The sequence below is a fragment of the Citrobacter sp. Igbk 16 genome, from assembly GCF_028069755.1.
GTDB lineage: Bacteria > Pseudomonadota > Gammaproteobacteria > Enterobacterales > Enterobacteriaceae > Citrobacter.
Window position 1 is genome coordinate 71,707 of sequence record NZ_JANEWJ010000009.1, and the last position, 16,294, is coordinate 88,000.

15 protein-coding genes are annotated in these 16,294 nt (G+C 52.2%); 5 read left to right on the top strand and 10 right to left on the bottom strand.

The features are described from left to right. The first annotated feature begins 71 nt into the window (after positions 1-71). Positions 72-395 carry a superoxide response transcriptional regulator SoxS gene (gene soxS / locus NNO03_RS08485; protein ID WP_005132611.1) on the top strand — a complete coding sequence of 108 codons (324 nt, stop codon included), beginning with the start codon at positions 72-74 and terminating at the stop codon, positions 393-395. A 2-nt stretch (positions 396-397) separates the two neighbouring features. Here the strand turns inward: soxS and NNO03_RS08490 are convergent, their stop codons facing one another. Continuing rightward, on the bottom strand, positions 398-1,984 hold the full coding sequence (locus NNO03_RS08490) for an EAL domain-containing protein (protein WP_271440969.1): 1,587 nt from the start codon (positions 1,982-1,984) through the stop codon (positions 398-400). 551 nt (positions 1,985-2,535) lie between these two features. Between NNO03_RS08490 and NNO03_RS08495 the strand changes: the two genes are divergently transcribed. Next, a complete protein-coding gene (locus tag NNO03_RS08495; RefSeq protein ID WP_271449290.1) occupies positions 2,536-2,817 on the top strand; it encodes a YjcB family protein in 282 nt (93 codons plus the stop codon). A 66-nt stretch (positions 2,818-2,883) separates the two neighbouring features. Here the strand turns inward: NNO03_RS08495 and ssb1 are convergent, their stop codons facing one another. Further along, the gene (gene ssb1, locus NNO03_RS08500; protein ID WP_271449291.1) at positions 2,884-3,411 is read right to left on the bottom strand and encodes a single-stranded DNA-binding protein SSB1; all 528 of its coding nucleotides are present in this window, start codon (positions 3,409-3,411) and stop codon (positions 2,884-2,886) included. Between the two features lie 251 nt (positions 3,412-3,662). Between ssb1 and uvrA the strand changes: the two genes are divergently transcribed. Continuing rightward, a complete protein-coding gene (uvrA, locus tag NNO03_RS08505) occupies positions 3,663-6,485 on the top strand; it encodes an excinuclease ABC subunit UvrA (RefSeq protein WP_271449292.1) in 2,823 nt (940 codons plus the stop codon). A gap of 487 nt (positions 6,486-6,972) precedes the next feature. Here uvrA and NNO03_RS08510 read toward each other — a convergent pair whose 3' ends face one another. The 5 genes from NNO03_RS08510 to dnaB all read right to left on the bottom strand — a co-directional run bounded on the left by NNO03_RS08510 (position 6,973) and on the right by dnaB (position 12,381). Further along, positions 6,973-7,329 carry an MmcQ/YjbR family DNA-binding protein gene (locus tag NNO03_RS08510; protein WP_006688292.1) on the bottom strand — a complete coding sequence of 119 codons (357 nt, stop codon included), beginning with the start codon at positions 7,327-7,329 and terminating at the stop codon, positions 6,973-6,975. A 127-nt stretch (positions 7,330-7,456) separates the two neighbouring features. Continuing rightward, positions 7,457-8,170, bottom strand: coding sequence for an acid phosphatase AphA (aphA, locus tag NNO03_RS08515; protein ID WP_271449293.1), 714 nt, complete (start codon positions 8,168-8,170; stop codon positions 7,457-7,459). 240 nt (positions 8,171-8,410) lie between these two features. After that, positions 8,411-9,604: an aromatic amino acid transaminase gene (gene tyrB / locus NNO03_RS08520; RefSeq protein ID WP_271440971.1), complete on the bottom strand. Its 1,194-nt coding sequence runs from the start codon at positions 9,602-9,604 to the stop codon at positions 8,411-8,413. A 136-nt stretch (positions 9,605-9,740) separates the two neighbouring features. Beyond that, a complete protein-coding gene (alr, locus tag NNO03_RS08525; RefSeq protein WP_271449294.1) occupies positions 9,741-10,820 on the bottom strand; it encodes an alanine racemase in 1,080 nt (359 codons plus the stop codon). A gap of 145 nt (positions 10,821-10,965) precedes the next feature. Then, positions 10,966-12,381, bottom strand: a complete 1,416-nt coding sequence (gene dnaB, locus NNO03_RS08530; protein WP_137381179.1) for a replicative DNA helicase — start codon at positions 12,379-12,381, stop codon at positions 10,966-10,968. A gap of 61 nt (positions 12,382-12,442) precedes the next feature. Between dnaB and NNO03_RS08535 the strand changes: the two genes are divergently transcribed. Beyond that, positions 12,443-13,426: a quinone oxidoreductase gene (locus tag NNO03_RS08535; RefSeq protein ID WP_271449295.1), complete on the top strand. Its 984-nt coding sequence runs from the start codon at positions 12,443-12,445 to the stop codon at positions 13,424-13,426. Positions 13,427-13,653: 227 nt separating this feature from the next. Here NNO03_RS08535 and pspG read toward each other — a convergent pair whose 3' ends face one another. The 3 genes from pspG to NNO03_RS08550 all read right to left on the bottom strand — a co-directional run bounded on the left by pspG (position 13,654) and on the right by NNO03_RS08550 (position 15,623). After that, positions 13,654-13,896, bottom strand: coding sequence for an envelope stress response protein PspG (pspG, locus tag NNO03_RS08540; protein ID WP_048213926.1), 243 nt, complete (start codon positions 13,894-13,896; stop codon positions 13,654-13,656). 133 nt (positions 13,897-14,029) lie between these two features. Then, entirely contained in the window at positions 14,030-15,028 is a 999-nt protein-coding gene (gene dusA / locus NNO03_RS08545) for a tRNA dihydrouridine(20/20a) synthase DusA (protein WP_137381181.1), read from the bottom strand. Positions 15,029-15,134: 106 nt separating this feature from the next. Beyond that, entirely contained in the window at positions 15,135-15,623 is a 489-nt protein-coding gene (locus NNO03_RS08550; RefSeq protein ID WP_048213928.1) for a cupin domain-containing protein, read from the bottom strand. 115 nt (positions 15,624-15,738) lie between these two features. Here NNO03_RS08550 and zur point away from each other — a divergent pair, with 115 nt between their 5' ends. Continuing rightward, the gene (gene zur, locus NNO03_RS08555; protein WP_137381183.1) at positions 15,739-16,257 is read left to right on the top strand and encodes a zinc uptake transcriptional repressor Zur; all 519 of its coding nucleotides are present in this window, start codon (positions 15,739-15,741) and stop codon (positions 16,255-16,257) included. Positions 16,258-16,294: the final 37 nt, after the last annotated feature.

The window sequence follows — 16,294 nt, forward strand, 5'->3', positions numbered from 1 at the left end:
AAGTTAACTTGAGGAATTATACTCGCCCACAGACAAAACGACGAATCGAATACTGAGAAAGAGGCAGCCCTATGTCCCATCAGCAGATAATTCAGACCCTTATTGAATGGATTGATGAACATATCGATCAACCGCTGAACATTGAGGCGGTGGCGAAAAAATCAGGTTACTCGAAGTGGTATTTACAGAGGATGTTCCGCACGGTGATGCGTCAGACGTTGGGTGACTATATCCGCCAGCGCCGACTTTTGTTAGCCGCCGTGGAACTACGGACGACCGAACGACCTATTTTCGATATCGCAATGGATCTCGGCTATGTGTCGCAACAAACGTTCTCACGGGTGTTCCGTCGCGAGTTTGATCGCACTCCCAGCGACTACCGTCATCGCCTGTAAGATTATTGCCCGCTCTGCGTCAGTATGGCGGGCGAGCGCTGTAGCCAGTGCATAAACTCCTGCGGCGGTAACGCTTTCGCAAAGTACCACCCCTGACAATACTGAACGCCACGTTCAAGCAGCCATTCAATTTGATCTGCCGTTTCCACCCCTTCAGCAATTGTCTTCAGATGTAAGCTTTGCGCCATCTCGATGATATGTTCGGCAATCAGGTGGCTGGTGCTGTTGGTCGCCAGCGTACTAATAAAAGATTTATCAATCTTCAGGATATCCACGTTCAGTGCCGCCAGGTTGTGCAGATTGGAATATCCCGTCCCAAAATCATCAAATGCCACTTCATAACCTGCCTGACGGAATGCCTGGATTACCGGGGTCATTTTCTGCACATCAATAAATCCACGTTCCGTCACTTCGACTTTAATTTGCTGAGCAGCTACTGAGTAATCACGCGCTTTCTCAGCGATCAGGGCAATCAGTCGGGATGAATGGAAATCAGAAGCTGAGAGGTTAATTGAGATATAAATCTGGGGATGCGCAGAAAGAAAATACCCTAAATCATTGAACACTTCTTCGACCACGTAATCCGTGATCCTTTCAATCATGCCTTCTTTTTCAGCCAGCGGAATAAATTCCGTCGGGCTCATGACCTCACCTTTGCAACCTGGCCAACGCATCAGCGCCTCGGCCCCCACACATTGACCATTCTTGATATCGATGATCGGCTGGTAATGCAGGCGTAGCTGGCGCTTTTCCAGTGCACGTCTTAGCAAACGACGAGGGGAATGGTACTGCTGGCGCGTGCGCCACCACATCAACAGCATCAGAATGCTGCAGATCACTCCAAAGGGGACCGTTAGTGCGGCTTCGTGATAGAAATTTTGATGGACGCGATCGCTGGTAGTCGAAACAATAATCGCGATCGGGCGCTTCTCAGAACGAACGATGGTATAGAACCGATCGTCCAGTTGGAAGGTAGAGGCTTTACCGCGTACCAGTGGCAGAAATTGCTTAACATGCGCCTGATTGCTGGCGGAGAAGAAAGTATCCGTTATCGTGTCATAGACGCCCCACAATAGGCCAGGGTCATCTGACATGACTTCGCTGTAAGATAATGGGTTAATGACTACGACGTAGTTTCCTCTTTGCATATACGTCATGTTGTAGCCAGAGAAAAAAGGCGTATCGCGATAGTAATAGATCGAAACGTCCGGCGTACGTTTATAGTCAGCGGTTGGCATAATATAGGGAACTGACGGCGCCATCGACGTAGAGCACAAAAAATGATCAGCTTGTGCATAAATTAGCTCGCTGATATATAAACGCCCGCGAATAATATTCAGCATACTTTTCTGATGTGCAGGGGTACACATCTTGCCCTGATACAGTTGAGCCATATCACGCGCTAAATCGGCTTGCTGGATCACCAGTTCCGTTTTATTTAACACCAGTTGAGCAAAAGAGCGGAGTTGAGTGCGGGTTTCGGACATCGCCCGGATATGAGCAAACCATAGCGCCAGCACCACGGGGAGCAATACCACCGTGAGCGTGCCGAGGAGCTTCAGCATCTTGCTTTGCGCACTGAGATTCATGTCAGCCCTATTTCCCTGTTTCGTATATGCCAGTACCCATCAAGGCAGGATGCTATAAACACCAGCTGGTTAAGTTGCATGAATCTATCAACATTATCAACAGACGTCTCTATGTAAAAGTCTGATAATAGTGGATGATGATATTATTTTCCCGTAAGGCAAACTTAAAGTTACGCTTATTTTGCAACATCATTATCAAGAAGGAGTAATGTTTTACACGCGTTATACTGACGGCACGTATAAAACACATTAACTTTTTTAACGATTAATTTCGGATAAAGAAAACAAGCAACATGAATGCATCTTACATAACGCATAATTTATTATTCGTTTATGAACCCAAATAACCACACAACTACAATGGGTAATGACAGGCAAAAATAACGTCAGATACTGGTGAACAAACGAGCAGTTGTGATATAGTTCACAGAATTAATGTAACAGAAACATTGTTTCATTCATGTTATTGCCCGTCGATAGCCAGAGTACCACACCCTCTGTGAACACCCCCGCGCTGTCCTGGGCATCAAGACTTTCTGAGGACGTTTTTCATGGCAACAATAACAACTGGCGTGGTTCTTCTGCGGTGGCAACTGCTCAGCGCAGTACTGATGTTTTTAGCCAGTACGCTCAATATTCGTTTTCGTAAATCAGATTATGTTGGACTGGCCGTTATCAGTAGCGGTTTAGGGCTTGTTTTTGCCTGCTGGTTTGCAACCGGATTACTCGGTATCACCCTGGTAGATGTATCCACTATCTGGAATAACATCGGATCCGTGATGCTCGACGTGATGAGCCATACTCCGCCAGACTGGCCGATGGTGTTGAACTGATAACAGAAAGGAATGGGGTTACCCCGACACTGGGGCAACCCTGATTAACGAAATAAAGCAGAGGGATTAGAACGGAATATCGTCGTCGAAATCCATCGGCGGTTCGTTAGACGGTGCTGCCGGAGCGGATTGCTGCGGGCGAGACTGTGCGCCACCGCTGAACTGGTTGCCGCCTTGTGGCTGCTGAGGCTGACCCCAACCACCCTGCTGCTGACCACCACCTGCCGCCGGTGCGCCGCCGCCCTGACGACCACCCAGCATTTGCATGGTGCCGCCAACGTTAACAACGACTTCAGTGGTGTATTTTTCTACGCCGGATTGATCGGTCCATTTGCGAGTACGCAGTTGGCCTTCAATATAGACCTGAGAACCTTTACGCAGATATTCGCTGGCGACTTCCGCCAGTTTGCCGAACAGCACAACACGGTGCCACTCAGTCTGCTCTTTCATTTCGCCGGTCGCTTTATCACGCCAGGATTCGGAAGTAGCCAGCGTAATGTTGGCAACTGCGCCACCATTCGGCATATAGCGTACTTCCGGGTCCTGGCCCAGATTACCGACGAGAATCACCTTGTTTACGCCTCTGCTGGCCATGATCGTGTCTCCTGAAAAACGTTACTGAATAAGTGTAAGCGCGGGATTGTAGCATTTCCAATAGCGCTTTTACTACGTTGCGAAGTTGATTCCAGTAAACAACCTCAGCCAGACATTGTTGCACAGACGCCTGTGTTTTGCATTCCAATACTGTATATCCATTCAGGTTGGGTTGTGTCATAATTAACCGTTTGTGATCGCCGGTAGCACCATGCAGCCAGGCAAAAAAGCGTTTAATCCGGGAAAGATGAATGGATAAGATCGAAGTTCGGGGCGCCCGCACCCATAATCTCAAAAACATCAACCTCGTCATCCCGCGCGACAAGCTGATTGTCGTCACCGGGCTTTCGGGCTCAGGCAAATCTTCGCTCGCTTTCGACACCTTGTATGCCGAAGGGCAGCGTCGTTACGTTGAATCCCTTTCCGCGTACGCACGTCAGTTTCTGTCGCTGATGGAAAAACCGGACGTCGACCACATTGAGGGGCTCTCTCCCGCCATCTCAATCGAGCAGAAATCGACGTCGCATAACCCGCGATCCACGGTTGGGACAATTACCGAAATTCACGATTATCTGCGCCTGCTGTATGCCCGCGTTGGCGAGCCACGCTGCCCGGATCACGACGTGCCGCTGGCGGCGCAAACGGTCAGCCAGATGGTAGACAACGTCCTGTCGCAGCCAGAGGGCAAGCGCCTGATGCTGCTGGCACCGGTAATTAAAGAACGCAAAGGTGAGCACACCAAAACGCTGGAAAACCTGGCAGGCCAGGGCTATATCCGCGCACGTATTGATGGTGAAGTGTGCGACCTTTCCGATCCGCCTAAGCTTGAGCTGCAAAAGAAACACACTATCGAAGTCGTGATTGACCGCTTCAAGGTACGTGACGATCTCACTCAACGTCTGGCCGAATCGTTTGAGACCGCGCTGGAGCTTTCCGGTGGTACGGCAGTGGTCGCTGATATGGATGACCCGAAAGCAGAAGAGCTGCTCTTCTCCGCCAACTTCGCCTGCCCTATTTGTGGTTATAGCATGCGCGAGCTGGAGCCACGGTTGTTCTCGTTCAACAACCCGGCAGGCGCGTGTCCGACCTGCGATGGTCTTGGCGTACAACAGTACTTCGACCCGGACCGTGTGATCCAGAACCCGGAACTGTCGCTGGCAGGCGGGGCGATTCGTGGCTGGGATCGCCGTAATTTCTATTACTTCCAGATGCTTAAGTCTCTGGCTGAGCACTATCAATTCGATGTAGAAGCCCCGTGGGCCAGCCTGAATCCTACGGTCCACAAAGTGGTGCTATACGGTTCCGGCAAAGAGAATATCGAATTCAAATACATGAACGATCGTGGCGATACGTCCGTACGTCGCCACCCGTTTGAAGGTGTATTGCACAATATGGAACGTCGCTATAAAGAGACGGAATCCAGTGCAGTCCGCGAAGAGTTAGCCAAGTTTATCAGTAACAGACCTTGCGCCAGCTGTGACGGAACCCGTTTACGCCGGGAAGCCCGTCACGTGTTTGTCGAGAATACGCCATTGCCTGCGATTTCCGACATGAGCATCGGCCATGCAATGGATTTCTTCAACAACCTGAAACTTGCAGGTCAACGGGCGAAGATTGCCGAGAAAATCCTCAAAGAGATCGGCGACCGCCTTAAGTTCCTGGTCAACGTAGGCCTGAACTATCTGACACTGTCCCGTTCAGCAGAAACACTCTCCGGTGGCGAAGCACAACGTATTCGTCTGGCAAGCCAGATTGGCGCAGGTCTGGTCGGTGTGATGTACGTGCTGGATGAACCGTCAATCGGTCTGCATCAGCGTGATAACGAACGCCTGCTCGGGACACTTATCCATCTGCGCAATCTGGGTAACACCGTGATTGTGGTTGAACACGATGAGGATGCCATTCGCGCCGCCGACCACGTTATCGACATTGGCCCAGGTGCAGGCGTTCACGGTGGTCAGGTTGTGGCCGAAGGGACGCTGGAAGACATCATGGCCGTACCGGAATCGTTAACCGGCCAGTACATGAGCGGTAAACGCAAGATTGAAGTGCCAAAACAACGTGTTGCGGCTGATCCGGAAAAAGTGCTGAAGCTGACTGGCGCACGCGGCAACAACCTGAAAGATGTCACCCTGACGCTGCCGGTGGGTCTGTTCACCTGTATTACCGGCGTGTCCGGTTCCGGGAAGTCGACGCTGATTAACGACACATTATTCCCGATTGCCCAAACTCAGCTTAACGGCGCCACGCTGGCAGAGCCCGCGCCATACCGGGATATTCAGGGTCTGGAACATTTCGACAAAGTGATCGACATTGACCAAAGCCCGATTGGTCGTACACCGCGTTCCAACCCGGCAACCTACACCGGCGTGTTTACGCCAGTGCGCGAACTGTTTGCCGGCGTACCGGAATCCCGTGCGCGTGGTTACACGCCAGGTCGTTTCAGCTTTAACGTTCGTGGTGGGCGCTGCGAGGCCTGCCAGGGCGATGGCGTGATCAAAGTCGAAATGCACTTCCTGCCAGATATTTACGTGCCGTGCGACCAGTGTAAAGGTAAGCGTTATAACCGTGAAACGCTGGAGATTAAGTACAAGGGCAAGACCATCCACGAAGTGCTGGATATGACGATTGAAGAAGCTCGCGAGTTCTTCGATGCTGTTCCTGCGCTGGCGCGTAAGTTGCAAACGTTGATGGATGTTGGCTTGACGTACATTCGACTGGGCCAGTCTGCGACCACGCTTTCTGGCGGTGAAGCCCAGCGCGTGAAGCTGGCGCGTGAGCTGTCAAAACGCGGTACCGGGCAGACGCTGTATATTCTTGATGAGCCCACAACCGGGCTACATTTTGCCGATATTCAGCAACTGCTTGACGTGTTACATCAGCTCAGGGATCAGGGCAACACCATTGTGGTGATTGAGCACAATCTGGACGTGATTAAAACAGCCGATTGGATTGTCGACCTCGGTCCGGAAGGGGGTAGCGGCGGCGGCGAAATTCTGGTCTCTGGTACGCCAGAAACAGTTGCTGAGTGTGAAGCCTCACACACGGCCCGCTTCCTCAAACCGCTGCTGTAATAGCGCTGAAATTATCAGGCCTGCAGTATAGCCGTAAATATTGTAGGCCGGATAAGGCGCTTGCACCACACCCGGCAATGGCTGTGCCTGATGGCGCTGTGCTTATCAGGCCTACGAAACGGACCGAAAATACATAAATAGCCGTAGGCCGGATCAGGCGCTTGCACCGCACCCGGCAACGGTTGCGCCTGATGGCGCTGTGCTTATCAGGCCTACGAAACGGACCGAAAATACATAAATAGCCGTAGGCCGGATAAGGCGCTTGCGCCGCACCCGGCAACAGTTGCGCCTGATGGCGCTGTGCTTATCAGGCCTACGAAACGGACCGAAAATACATAAATAGCCGTAGGCCGGATAAGGCGCTTGCGCCGCACCCGGCAACGGTTGCGCCTGATGGCGCTGTGCTTATCAGGCCTACGAAACGGGCCGAAAATACATAAATATCTGTAGGCCGGATAAGGTCTTGCGCCGCATCCGGCGAAACGGATCAGGGCTGCGCCAGTATCCGGCGTTTATCTTCCGGTAGCGTGTTCACCGCCTGCTGATAAGAGGCATCGACCAGATAATAAATTTGTGAATCCGGCAACGAGCCGTCCAGATACACCGTACTCCAGTGTGCTTTGTTCAGATGCCGGCTTGGCCGGACATCACTATGCTGCTGGCGTAACAACTCCGCCAGTTCTGGGCTGGTTTTCAGAGAGACTGCCGGGCGTTCTTCCACCTCTTTTACCATGGCAAAGAGCACATCTTCGACTTTGATTTGTGTGGCTTTCCAGTCACTGTGCACGCTCTGCTCCGCGCCTGTTTTCGCCATGCAGTATTGCAGCAACTCCGAATTCGTCATTTTTATTCCCCTTACCAGCAAGTCGCCTAATGAGAACATCATTTATTCAGTGTGCAGCAAGTCCGCAAAAGGTAAAAGCCGGTAACGTAAATTTGTTTAAAAAATCATCACCCCGCATTCGGTGACCTCAATACTCTGAATTTACGATCACCTCTTCGCCAAACCCTCCTGCCTGTGGCAGCGGCTTATAGGTAGAGTTAGAGGCGCGCAGAATACGAATCCCGCGGATACCGACATCGCGAGCGGCGGTGATGTCATTATCGGAGTCGCCGTAGAACATGCGGATATTTTTTTCCTGCAACCACTGCGTTTTGGTGTTCTGCCCAGGCTTGTCACCGGCAAAAATAACCGGGTTCATATTTGCAGACGGGATGTGGAAGTTATCAGCCAGCGTTTTAGAGACCGTTTCGGTCTTCGTCGGGCTGCGTCCGGTCACGAAAAAGATGCTGTCCCCACGACGCACGTGCATATCAATCAACTGCCGCGCTACTTCTTTCGGAATGCTGAATTCATCCCAACCGTTGTTCATTTTCTCCCAAAAGGCTGGGTTTTTCAGGTAATCCTCGCTGTCCGGGGAGTACGTTTTTTTACCGCGCCAGAAGCCCGGACTGGAAAAGAGAACCGTATCATCGATATCAAAGCCAACGGCCATCGGCGGGCGGCCCGTCAAACTATTTTCAATTTGTGCAACAGAGACCCAGTGAATGGGGGCCTGCTCAGCAAGTTTTGCAACGTTAGTACCTGGATTGAGCTGAGAAGGAGAAGAAACTAAAGCCTGGGCTGGCTGATTCAACGTGAACAATAAACAAACGGCACTCAGTGCCAAAGTAATCTTGCGCATATTTTTCCCTAAGTAGTCAGTTAGTTATGATTTTTTATTTAACAACTGGTCAAAAAACTATCTGACCTTACCCCCTGGGGGAAGGGAAAGGAAGGATTTTCTCTGGTTTTGTTACAGAAAAAGAGGACGATCACACAGGGAAACGTGCCTGATGGCGCTGCGCTTATCAGGCCTACAAATGAAAAATCCATATGCCTTTGTAGGCCGGATAAGGCATTTTCGCCGCCATCCGGCACCTAATTACATTACTGCGGCAAATGCCTTCGCAACCCGCTTCACGTTGCCGTGATTCAAGCCCGCAACGCACATGCGTCCACTGGCAATCAGGTAAACACCAAACTCATCACGCAGGCGGTCAACCTGAGCCGCACTCAGCCCGGTATAGCTGAACATACCACGCTGTTGCAGCAGGTAGTCGAAATTACGGCCCGGAATCTCAGCGTTCAGCACGTTGACCAATTCCTGACGCATCGCCAGAATACGGGTACGCATTACCTCAACTTCCGCCAGCCAGCTGGCTTTCAGCTCTTCATCACCCAGTACCGCGGCAACAACCTGTGCGCCAAAGTTTGGCGGGCTGGAGTAGTTACGACGAACCGTCGCTTTTAGCTGCCCCAGAACACGACTGGCGGCATCTGCGTCTTCACACACCACAGAAAGCCCGCCAACACGTTCGCCATACAACGAGAAAATCTTCGAGAATGAGTTGCTGACCAGAGTCGGTAAACCAGCACTCGCAATCGCGCGGATGGCGTAGGCATCATCTTCCATTCCGCCACCAAAGCCCTGGTAGGCAATGTCGAGGAACGGGATCAGGTCGCGCGCTTTCAGGATCTCAATAACCGCATCCCACTGTGCTGGTGTTAAATCCGCACCCGTCGGGTTATGGCAGCACGGATGGAGCAGCACAATGCTACGCGCTGGCAAGGTGCTCAATGTTGCCAGCAGGTCGTTGAAACGAACGCCATTAGTCACGTCGTCATACCATGGGTAAGTACTTACTTCGAATCCCGCACCTTCAAAAATCGCGATATGGTTTTCCCACGTCGGATCGCTGACCCATACGCCAGAATCAGGGAAGTAACGTTTCAGGAAGTCCGCTCCCACTTTTAACGCACCAGACCCCCCCAGCGTCTGAATCGTTGCCACACGCTGTTGCTGGAGTACCGGATGCTGCGCCCCGAACAGTAGCGGCGCAATGGTATGGCGATACGTGTTCAGACCTTCCATCGGCAAATACAGCGAAGCGCCATGCGGCTTCGCATTGAGGCGGGCTTCCGCTTCTGCAACGGCTTTAAGTTGAGGAATAATCCCATCTTCGTTGTAATACAGACCAATGCTGAGGTTCACTTTGTCGCTACGTGAATCCTCTTTAAAGCGCTCCATGAGCGATAAAATCGGGTCGCCAGCGTAGGCGTCAACTTTTTGAAACACGTGTGGTTCTCCAGGTTTACAGGCAGTGGGATAAGAACACAATAAACCGGAAGCGGGAGAAGATCGAGAGGATGTTGCAGTCGGTGAGAATATTGCCGGATGGCGGCGGTCACGCCTGATCCGGCATATCAGGTAATTAATCGATATATTTCATCGCCACCCTTGAGGTCAGGCGCGTGATAAGTTCGTAAGCACTTACTTTTGTCATTTCAGCGATGCGTTCCACAGGCAGGCCATCGCCCCACAGGATCACGGGATCGCCCGCTTTATCCTGCGCCTCTGGGCCTAAATCAACGCAGATCATATCCATCGCAACACGACCGACAATCGGCACTTCACGGCCGTTAACCAACACCGGCGTACCCGACGGCGCAGCTCGCGGATAACCATCGCCATACCCCATCGCCACCACTCCGAGACGTGTGTCGCGTTCGCTCTGCCATGTGCCACCATAACCCACTGGCTCACCAGCTTTATGCTCGCGCACGGCAATCAGGCTTGATGTCAGTGACATCACTGGCTGGCAGCCAAAATCTTCTCCGATGGAGTGATTTTCCAGCGGCGATACACCGTACAGAATCAGACCCGGACGCGCCCAGTCGAAGTGAGACTGCGGCCACAGCAAAATACCGCCAGATGCAGCAATTGATCGCTGCCCCGGTTTACCTTCGCAAAAGCTATTGAAGATATCGAGCTGCTTTTCGGTCGCGCCACACTCAGGTTCGTCGGCACGGGCAAAGTGGCTAACGATATTGACCGGCTGGCGCACGTTTTCACATTGCGTCAAGCGCTGATAAAACGCCTCAGCCTGCTCCGGGCGTACGCCCAGGCGGTGCATACCCGTATCGAGCTTCATCCAGACAGTGACAGGTTCAGTCAGTTCGGCCGCTTCCAGAGCATCAAGCTGCTCCTGGTTATGTACGGCAGTATGCAGGCGCTGCGCGGAAATCGTCGGCAGATCGGCTGCATCAAAAAAGCCTTCCAGCAGCAGGATGGGTTGCGTGATCCCTCCCGCGCGTAGCCGCAGGGCTTCTTCAAGACGAGCGACACCAAAAGCGTCCGCATCCGGGAGCGTTCGCGCGGTCTCTAACAGACCATGGCCGTAAGCGTTCGCTTTCACGACCGCAACCAGTTTACTGGCAGGTGCCAGTTCACGCAGACGTTGCAGGTTGTGTCGCAGAGCGCGGCGGTTAATGACAACAGTTGCCGCTTGCATTTTAATTCCTTAATAAAAGAATCGCCTAAATCATTCGTGTTGCAGAAAGGCGACAAGCCTGAGAATCCCCGGGAGCTTAGTAAACTAAGTGACCGGGGTGAACAGGCGTAGCCAACGCATCTGCAGCATGAAGGATGACGGAGATTTATTCGTCGTCGTATTGTGGGCCCGCATAATTATCGAATCGCGACCACTGTCCGTTAAACGTCAGACGTACCGTACCGATTGGGCCGTTACGTTGCTTACCAATAATGATTTCTGCGATCCCTTTCAGGTCGCTGTTTTCGTGATAAACCTCATCACGATAGATAAACATGATTAAGTCGGCATCCTGCTCAATAGAGCCTGATTCACGCAAATCTGAGTTGACCGGGCGCTTGTCAGCACGTTGTTCCAGAGAACGATTAAGCTGTGACAGCGCCACCACCGGCACATGCAGTTCTTTCGCTAACGCTTTCAGCGAGCGGGAAATTTCGGCAATTTCCAGCGTACGGTTATCGGAAAGCGACGGTACACGCATCAGCTGCAGGTAGTCGATCATGATAAGTCCGATACCGCCGTGTTCACGGGCGATACGGCGTGCGCGCGATCGCACTTCCGTTGGCGTCAGACCGGAGGAATCATCAATATAGATGTTTCGTTTCTCCAGCAAAATACCCATTGTTCCGGAAATTCGCGCCCAGTCTTCATCATCCAGTTGACCGGTACGGATTTTGGTTTGGTCTACGCGTGAGAGCGAGGCCAAAGAACGCATCATGATCTGTTCTGAGGGCATTTCAAGACTGAAGATAAGAACCGGCTTATCCTGCAACATCGCCGCATTTTCGACGAGGTTCATTGCAAATGTCGTTTTGCCCATTGACGGACGCGCCGCGACAATAATCAAGTCCGACGGCTGTAGACCCGCGGTCTTTTTGTTGAGGTCGTCATAGCCGGTATTCACCCCGGTGACACCGTCGTGCGGCTGCTGGAACAACTGTTCAATACGCGCGACGGTGGCGTCGAGCACATCGGTAATATTTTTCGGGCCTTCGTCTTTATTGGCGCGGCTTTCGGCAATTTTAAAGACGCGGGATTCCGCGAGATCCAGCAGGTCTTCACTGGAGCGCCCTTGCGGATCGAAACCCGCTTCCGCAATTTCATGGGCCACCGAAATCATGTCACGAACAACGGCGCGTTCGCGGACGATATCAGCATAGGCGCTAATATTCGCCGCACTTGGCGTGTTTTTAGATAACTCAGCCAGGTAAGCAAAACCGCCGACGCTGTCCAGTTGTCCCTGAACCTCCAGCGACTCTGCCAGCGTAATCAGGTCGATAGGTTTTCCCATCTCCTGCAGGCGATGCATTTCGGTGAAAATATGCCGATGTGGGCGGGTGTAAAAGTCCTCCGCCACCACGCGCTCGGCGACATCGTCCCAGCGTTCGTTATCCAGCATTAAACCGCCCAACACCGACTGTTCCGCTTCAATCGAGTGCGGCGGTACTTTCAGCCCGGCGACCTGCAGATCGCGCTCACGAGCATCAGTCTGTTGTTTGTTGAAGGGTTTATTTCCTGCCATAGTGAATGGAGTTACCGAGATAATGATTGGGTCGAAAGATTACCACATTTCTGGAGGAAGCATGGCAACACGTATTGAATTTCACAAGCACGGCGGCCCTGATGTACTGAAGGCTGTGGAGTTTACGCCCGTTGACCCGGCGGAACATGAAATCCAGGTCGAGAACAAAGCGATTGGCATCAACTACATCGACACCTACATCCGCAGTGGGCTTTATCCGCCTCCCTCGTTACCCAGTGGTCTGGGCACAGAAGCCGCAGGCGTGGTCAGTAAAGTCGGCAGCAAAGTGACGCACATTAAAGTTGGCGACCGTGTGGTGTATGCCCAGTCTGCCCTTGGCGCTTACAGCTCAGTGCACAACGTGCCAGCCGATAAAGCCGCCATTCTGCCTAATGCCATCTCTTTTGAGCAGGCAGCGGCCTCATTTCTGAAAGGGTTGACCGTTTTTTATCTGTTACGTAAAACCTACGAAATCCAGCCCGACGAGCCCTTCTTGTTCCATGCAGCAGCGGGCGGCGTTGGGCTGATTGCCTGCCAGTGGGCAAAAGCGCTGGGAGCGAAGCTGATTGGTACTGTCGGCAATGCGCAGAAGGCGCAAATAGCGCAGCAGGCCGGTGCATGGCAAGTGATTAACTACCGTGAAGAAAGTATCGTCGAACGGGTTAAGGAAATCACCGGTGGTAAAAAAGTACGGGTGGTATACGACTCGGTGGGGAAAGATACCTGGGAAGCCTCACTGGATTGCCTGCAACGCCGGGGATTGATGGTCAGCTTTGGCAACGCCTCCGGGCCGGTAACCGGCGTTAACTTAGGTATTCTGAATCAGAAAGGCTCGCTGTATGTCACGCGCCCTTCTCTGCCGGGTTACATCACCAACCGCCACGAATTAACGGAAGCCAGCAATGAGCTTTTCTCGTTGATTGCCAGTGGGGTGATTAAAGTGGATGTTGCGCCTGGTCAGACATTCGCGCTGCACGACGCACGGCGTGCCCATGAAGTGCTGGAAAGCCGCGCCACGCAGGGTTCGAGTTTGCTGATCCCGTGAGACTTCCCTCTTAAATAATTCAAGCAGCCAACACACCTGCGGTTTGAATTATGACTGGGAAAGAAAGAATTAGGGCTTCCCGCAGGAAGCCCTTTCTTTTTTAGTTCGGCTGTATGTAGGGTACAGCTCGATGAATTCGTTAACCACGCAATAGTGACAGATTTGATAATCAATTCCTATTTGGTTCTAAAGGCAATGTTGCAGGTTGTGACGTACCGCTCAATACCTTAGTAAAAGCGGCGGTTATTGCGCTGATACTGTGGGACTTTTGGCGCTTTTATCGCCTTAATCACCCACACCACGGCGACGGCCAGTAGCAGCCAGGGAAGCAGTTTAATCATCAACGCAAACATCCCACCGAGGAACATCACTGCCGTCGCCACCATCAGCGCGGCGAGGATGCCCAACAGTGATATGCCAGTGACCATCAGCATGATAAAAAAGCCAATCACAAAAAGTAGTTCCAGCATGACGCTCTCCCGAAATGAAATTCTCTCCATTGCTTTACAAGAAACATGCCAAAATTAATGCATTGATTTATAACGAAAACGCCCCGCGATAAAACGCAGGGCGTGGTGAAATTGACTAACTTTTGGTGAGAACTTAACGCTTATCTGCGACCAGTTTCAGCGCATGTTCCAGAACGTTAATATCGGCCCCGGCTTTATGCGCATTTTCACTCAGATAACGACGCCACTGACGTGCGCCTGGAATGCCCTGGAACAACCCGAGCATATGGCGGGTCACATGCCCCAGATACGTCCCCTGACTCAGCTCCCGCTCAATATAGGGATACATGGCGCGCACCACGGCGACAGGGTCAGCATCCGGAGTAGTCGCAGCAAAAATTTCACGGTCGACCGATGCCAGAATACCCGGGTTTTGATAGGCTTCCCGACCCACCATTACGCCGTCCATATATTGCAGATGCGTCTTTGCTTCTTCCAGTGATTTAATTCCACCGTTTATCGACATCGTCAGGTGCGGGAAATCACGCTTCAACTGATAAACACGGTCATAATCCAGCGGTGGGATCTCACGGTTTTCTTTCGGGCTTAGCCCGGACAGCCAGGCCTTACGGGCGTGGATGATAAACATCTCACACTCACCTTTACCGGAAACCGTATTGATGAAGTCACACAGGAATTCGTAGCTGTCCTGGTCATCGATACCGATACGCGTTTTGACCGTCACCGGAATCGACACCACATCGCGCATCGCCTTCACGCAATCGGCGACCAGTTGCGCATTCCCCATCAGGCAAGCGCCAAACATCCCGTTTTGTACGCGATCGGAAGGGCAGCCGACGTTGAGGTTAATCTCGTCATAGCCTCGTGCTTCAGCCAGCTTTGCGCACTGGGCCAGCGCGGCCGGATCGCTCCCACCTAGCTGAAGAGCAACCGGATGTTCTTCTTCGCTATATGCCAGGTAATCGCCTTTGCCATGAATAATTGCCCCGGTGGTCACCATCTCCGTATAGAGCAAGGTCTGGCGGGACAACAGGCGCAAAAAGTAGCGGCAGTGTCTGTCCGTCCAGTCGAGCATCGGCGCGATAGAAAAACGATGAGCGGGAAAAGCGGTAGACTGAGATTCAGGCAGCATGGCGAATATTCAAGCATCCGGTTAAAAAAGGGGCGCTACTATAGCATAGACCGTTGCGATAGTGAGCCACATCGTCGTGGATAGCGCCCTTCGTTCGCGTAGATCGTCATTTCCGCCCAGGTTTTCCGTCGTGTGGACCAAAAAACTGTGGAGGATGGTCAACCCAGCGATCCTCACGTGTGACCGCGTAGACCGGATTGAGCGGATAGTAGATACGGTTATGCTTCTTGTTCGCCTCACCGACGACCAGCAGCCGCACCTCGTCACTGGTGTTGTTGATAAAAGTGTGGCACACGCCGGTTCCTGCCGGAAAACCGACGCTATCGCCGGGTTCCAGCTTCCATAAGTAACCATTTATCCAGGCTTCCGGGTAGCCTTCCAGCACGTAGATAAACTCTTCTTCATCGCTTTCAGCGTGTGGATAAGAAGTACGACGCCCCGGCGGCAGACGTTCGTGATGAATGCCTAATCGCCCTAACCCCAACCTGCGGGCCAACGGCGCGCCAATAGAAAATAGCTCATCGCTACCTGGATAGGTGGAGTCATCAGGCCCCTCAACTTCACGCCAGTGGCGAATACAATCGGGTCTTTTCATGTTAATTTTCCAGTGTTGCGATGCGTCAGGTATAGCACACAGCGGTGGATCTCGGCGTTTTAAGCAGAACATGATAAAGTAAGGGATTAACCTTCCACACAAATCGAGGCGCCAAATGGACAAAACCACCACGCAGGAGTTATTGGCTCAAGCTGAAAAACTCTGTGTGCAACGTAACGTGCGACTAACGCCACAACGCCTCGAAGTGCTGCGCCTGATGAGCCTGCAGGAAGGGGCGATCAGCGCCTATGATCTGCTTGATCTGCTGCGGGAAACCGAGCCGCAGGCCAAACCCCCTACCGTGTATCGTGCGCTTGATTTTCTGCTTGAACAAGGTTTTGTGCACAAAGTGGAATCCACCAACAGCTATGTGCTCTGTCATCTGTTCGATCAGCCAACCCATAGCTCGGCAATGTTTATTTGTGACCGCTGTGGCGTGGTAAAAGAAGAGTGTGCGGAAGGCGTGGAAGATATTATGCATACGCTGGCAGCTAAAATGGGATTTGCTCTGCGCCATAACGTGATTGAAGCCCACGGCCTGTGTCCGGCATGTGTGGAAGTGGAATCATGCCGCCATCCTGGCGATTGCCAGCATGACCATACCATTCAGGTGAAGAAGAAAGTCGGGCGGTAAATAAAAGAGCGTACATCCTTGTACTCTCAGGAGGGAG

Bases quoted from the DNA above. Each gene is read 5' to 3' on its own strand.
- NNO03_RS08490 (WP_271440969.1), bottom strand. From the start codon at position 1,984: ATGAATCTCAGTGCGCAAAGCAAGATGCTGAAGCTCCTCGGCACGCTC.
- aphA (WP_271449293.1), bottom strand. From the start codon at position 8,170: ATGCGCAAGATTACTTTGGCACTGAGTGCCGTTTGTTTATTGTTCACG.
- alr (WP_271449294.1), bottom strand. From the start codon at position 10,820: ATGCAAGCGGCAACTGTTGTCATTAACCGCCGCGCTCTGCGACACAAC.
- NNO03_RS08495 (WP_271449290.1), top strand. From the start codon at position 2,536: ATGGCAACAATAACAACTGGCGTGGTTCTTCTGCGGTGGCAACTGCTC.
- dnaB (WP_137381179.1), bottom strand. From the start codon at position 12,381: ATGGCAGGAAATAAACCCTTCAACAAACAACAGACTGATGCTCGTGAG.
- uvrA (WP_271449292.1), top strand. From the start codon at position 3,663: ATGGATAAGATCGAAGTTCGGGGCGCCCGCACCCATAATCTCAAAAAC.
- zur (WP_137381183.1), top strand. From the start codon at position 15,739: ATGGACAAAACCACCACGCAGGAGTTATTGGCTCAAGCTGAAAAACTC.
- dusA (WP_137381181.1), bottom strand. From the start codon at position 15,028: ATGCTGCCTGAATCTCAGTCTACCGCTTTTCCCGCTCATCGTTTTTCT.
- pspG (WP_048213926.1), bottom strand. From the start codon at position 13,896: ATGCTGGAACTACTTTTTGTGATTGGCTTTTTTATCATGCTGATGGTC.
- NNO03_RS08550 (WP_048213928.1), bottom strand. From the start codon at position 15,623: ATGAAAAGACCCGATTGTATTCGCCACTGGCGTGAAGTTGAGGGGCCT.
- NNO03_RS08535 (WP_271449295.1), top strand. From the start codon at position 12,443: ATGGCAACACGTATTGAATTTCACAAGCACGGCGGCCCTGATGTACTG.
- soxS (WP_005132611.1), top strand. From the start codon at position 72: ATGTCCCATCAGCAGATAATTCAGACCCTTATTGAATGGATTGATGAA.
- ssb1 (WP_271449291.1), bottom strand. From the start codon at position 3,411: ATGGCCAGCAGAGGCGTAAACAAGGTGATTCTCGTCGGTAATCTGGGC.
- NNO03_RS08510 (WP_006688292.1), bottom strand. From the start codon at position 7,329: ATGACGAATTCGGAGTTGCTGCAATACTGCATGGCGAAAACAGGCGCG.